1 protein-coding gene and 2 pseudogenes are annotated in these 4,029 nt (G+C 67.5%); 1 reads left to right on the top strand and 2 read right to left on the bottom strand.

Going from position 1 to position 4,029, the window contains the following annotated elements:
• Positions 1 to 91 precede the first annotated feature (91 nt).
• Positions 92 to 1,399 carry a hypothetical protein gene (locus AB0G14_RS34980; RefSeq protein ID WP_357704976.1) on the bottom strand — a complete coding sequence of 436 codons (1,308 nt, stop codon included), beginning with the start codon at positions 1,397 to 1,399 and terminating at the stop codon, positions 92 to 94.
• Positions 1,400 to 1,490: 91 nt separating this feature from the next.
• Between AB0G14_RS34980 and AB0G14_RS34975 the strand changes: the two are divergent.
• Positions 1,491 to 1,685 (top strand): annotated as a pseudogene (locus AB0G14_RS34975) (IS110 family transposase); the annotation flags it as partial.
• 442 nt (positions 1,686 to 2,127) lie between these two features.
• Here the strand turns inward: AB0G14_RS34975 and AB0G14_RS34970 are convergent.
• A pseudogene (locus tag AB0G14_RS34970) lies at positions 2,128 to 4,029 on the bottom strand (hypothetical protein); the annotation flags it as partial.

Below are 4,029 nucleotides of genomic sequence, written 5' to 3'. Positions count from 1 at the left end.
GCTCCTCAGCGGTCAACGCCAGCAACGCCAACTTCGGACCACGACCATCACCCACGCCATCAATCTAGCAATGAATCAACGACTCGGGACACTAGTCCCGCCTCGCCGCCTTCAGCGTGGAGCTCACCTGGCTGGCCAGGGCCTGCGCCTCGTCGGTTCCCGCGCGACGCAGCACACGGCCAAGATCGTTCAGATAGTCCAACGCCCGTCCGGAGCGGAGCCCCGCCACCGCCGTGATCGCATCCTGCGCTGTCGCGTAGGCCGCGGCCCCAGGTTCAAGGCGTACCTCAAGAGTGGCGAGCTTGATCAGCGAGAAGACTCGCCCCCGAGTATCGGCGACGTCGTGCATGTCGACCGCGATTCGCAGCCGTCGCACGGCGTCGACCTTGGCGCCCGACAGAGCCAGTGGGAACAGCGCATGCCCGGTGTCGCCCATCAGCTGAGCGTCGTCGTAGAACCACAGCCACGGCGGATCCTCGTCGGGGCGCCGCTGCTCGTAGAGATCGTCAGCCTGCCGTACCGCTGAGACCGCTTCGGCGGTCCGGCCGAGTACGCCGTATGCGCGGGCCTCCAACACTCGAATCATCGCCCTGGTCGTCGTGCTCGCCGAGGCCTCGCCCGCCCTGGCCAGAGTGGTGACCTGCAAAGCGGACGCGCCGCCACCAAGATGTACGGCCTGCCGCGCCATGCCGGAGAGGACGTTGAGGCGGCTTGGCCAATTCTCGGCCTCCGTAGCGATTTGCAGAGCGATGAGGAAGCATCGCCGGGCGGTTTCGTGGTCCCGTGCGTCCACGCTCATGAACCCTGCAAGGCGACCCAGCCGCGCTACCGCCGCCATCCACGCCTGCCGGATGCCGGCCGAGCGGAAAGACGCCGTACGCAGGGTTTCCTGGGTCCACGCCAGCTGACCAAGCGCGAGAGACCGCACGACGGTGCGACCCCCGGCAGCGTGGTCGGCGCGCTCCATACCGTCGATAACGCGGTGGAGGTCGTCGACGTCGATGTGGCCGATCCGAGCCGGCGTGGGAGGGCTGGCCAGCCCGTTCGCCAGGGCGGCTAGCGCGCCGCCGCCCAAAGCGCCAATCGTTGCGGCCCCGGCCAGGGCGAGGAGCTGGCCATCCACGTCAACGGGTGGCGGCCGATCAGCAGCCCGAGAACGACGTGAGTAGAGGCCAATCTCAGCGGCGCTCTTTGCGCCCAGGACCGCCTGGAACGCCTCGCGATAGTCCCGGCCTGGCCACGTAATCAGGCCTCGCTCGATCCGGCTCACGTAGTCAGCGTCGATCGATGGCCGCTTCTTGGTTCGCTCCAATACTCGCTCGGCGACCAGCTCGGCCAGCTGGCCGCCGGTCAGCCGTTTGGCCGCTCGAGCTGCCGCGAACTTCTCGGTGCGACTCATTCCGCTCCCCCGACGTCGTTTCCGAAGTGTGGCCCCGGTGGTTGGCCGCGACACGCGGTACGTGTCCACGCTCAAAATGCCTGCCAAAGTGTTCTCCGCGTTGAAAGCCTCGCCGGGCGCCCGCGCCTACTACGACCGGCAACGCGCCCGCGGCGCCAGCTACAACGCCGCCCTGCGCCAGCTCGCCAACCGGCTCGTCGGCATCCTGCACGGATGCCTCAAAACCGGCGCGCTCTACAACGAGACGACCGCCTGGTCCCATCACCTCAACGAGGCCGCTGCTTGACATTCAAGCTCCTGGGATGTCTTTCAGGAGGGAGTCTGGGTTTCACGCCGACCGGCGGGGATCTGTCACAGGGCGATTGGCCTGCGCTGTGAGCGGCTGAACGGGCCCGTTGACGGGTGCTCGCCGACGACCGATCGACGAAGCCCTCACGGAACCCCCTACGGAAGGGGTCGCCGCCGCCGAAGTCAGAAGGCTCCGAACCGGCGGGCCGGCGCTGACAGATCGCCGGTGTCCGTTGACAGCGAAGTTGAACCGTGTTGGTCGTCGTGACCAGGGACGGTTCATCTTCGATGGCAAAGAAGTCGGTTCGCGTGCTCGGGTGTGACCGTTGGGCTTGAGGTCTGTGCCATCGAATCTGAACCTGATCGTGGTTGAAGCTGTCGCGCCGCGGTCGGGTTATGGAGGGTCATTCTGCGCGGCCACTTACGGTCCCGGAGGGTGGTCAAGCCGTGGCTGTGGCGCAGGCGGCAAGGTCGGTGATTGTTGATGTTGTTGTGTGGGTTGTGGGGTTGGTGTTGGCCAGTATTGCGGAGATCCAGTTGTATCGGGTTGTTGGGTCGAAATGCTTCGCCAAATTGGGGTTGGCTCGTGTTTGGGCGACGAGGGTCGGGCTGCCGCTGTTGAGTGAGCTGGGGTCGAGTGCTTGGAGAATGACGGCGTCGACTTGATCGGCGATGGTGGGGCCGGTGTTGGCCAGGGAGGTCAGATGTTTGAGGGGAATTCGGCCTAGGGCGTTTTGAAGGATGGACCGTCTTGTGGCAGCGTCTGATGCGGTGCTGTAGGCGTGGATGAGATTGGTGATGCTGGTTGTTGCGTGGATGTTGACGGTGGTTGGTGGGGGCGTGTTGGTGGGGTTGCCCGGGTGCTCTTCACTGTAGAGGAAGACGGTGTTCGGGCTTGGCAGGGTGATCTTCGTGTCGCTGGCGGCCTGGAAGAGCTGGTCGTACGTGAGCCATGCTCCTGTCAGGACGGCTGTGTAATCGCCTAGCGTGCTGTACGGAAACGTCGTTGTTGTGGTGAAGTGGTCCCACAGTTCCAGAATTTCGCTGTTTGCGTGTTGTTGGAGGACGGCGTTCCAGTGTGGCCCGTGGACGCGTAACCAGGTGCGGGCGGCTGACAGTGTCCCGGGTGGCAGCGCTGGTTGGTGGTCGCGGGGCATTTCGGCCCACATGATTGTAAGGTCGGAGCTCGGGTTGTCTGGTGTCGGAGCCGGTGGGGGTTGGCGGTCGAGCCAGTCGGTGGCCGCCTGCCGCTCGGATGAGGACCACCCCGCGGGCACCACCGCCTCGTATCGCACGGCCTGGCCGTCCTTGCCCCGCTCGACGAGCAGACCCAGCCCCCGCAACGCCCGCACGTACCGCCCGGCGGCGCCCGGGCCGGTGACCGCGGACTGATCGAGAACGGTGGAGTCGACGATCTGGGCGGTCGTGAGTGGCTGGCCGTGACGCAGCATCGCCGCCCACACCACGACCACGCTGCCCGGCACCACGTGCGGTGTCTGTTGGAGGGCTTCGTGCACCGCTGCTGGCACCGGCGGGGTGTTCGCGGAGGGCGCCGGTGGGGGTTGGCGCTCGAGCCAGTCGGTGGCCGCCTGCCGCTCGGATGGAGACCACCCCGCGGGCACCACCGCCTCGTATCGCACGGCCTTGCCGTCTTTGCCCCGCTCGACGAGCAGACCCAACCCCCGCAACGCCTGCACGTACAGCCGGGCGGCGCCCGGGCCGGTGACCGCGGACTGGTCGAGAACGGTGGAGTCGACGATCTGGGCGATCGTGAGTGGCTGGCCGTGACGCAGCATCGCCGCCCACACCACGACCACGCTGCCCGGCACCACGTGCGGTGTCTGTTGGAGGGCTTCGTGCACCGCTGCTGGCACCGGCGGGGTGTTCGCGGAGGGCGCCGGTGGGGGTTGGCGCTCGAGCCAGTCGGTGGCCGCCCGCTGCTCGGATGGGGACCACCCCGCGGGCACCACCGCCTCGTATCGCATGGCCTTGCCGTCTTTGCCCCGCTCGACGAGCAGACCCAGCCCCCGCAACGCCTGCACGTACAGCCGGGCGGCGCTCGCGCTGGTGACTGCGGACTGGTCGAGAACGGTGGAGTCGACGATCTGGGCGGTCGTGAGTGGCTGGCGGTGACGCAGCATCGCCGCCCACACCACGACCGCGCTGCCCGGCACCACTCTGTCTACCTGTTGGAGGGCGTCGTGCACCGCTGCTGGCACCGGCGGGGTGTTCACGGAGGGCGCCGGTGGGGTGTTCGCGGAGGGCGCCGGTGGGGGTTGGCGGTCGAGCCAGTCGGTGGCCGCCTGCCGCTCGGATGAGGACCACCCCGCGGGCACCACCGC

The sequence above is a fragment of the Micromonospora sp. NPDC023814 genome (assembly GCF_040639595.1).
In the GTDB taxonomy this organism is placed as follows: Bacteria; Actinomycetota; Actinomycetes; order Mycobacteriales; family Micromonosporaceae; genus Micromonospora.
Note: the sequence above shows the minus strand (reverse complement) of the source record. Positions and strands in the feature narration are given on the sequence as shown.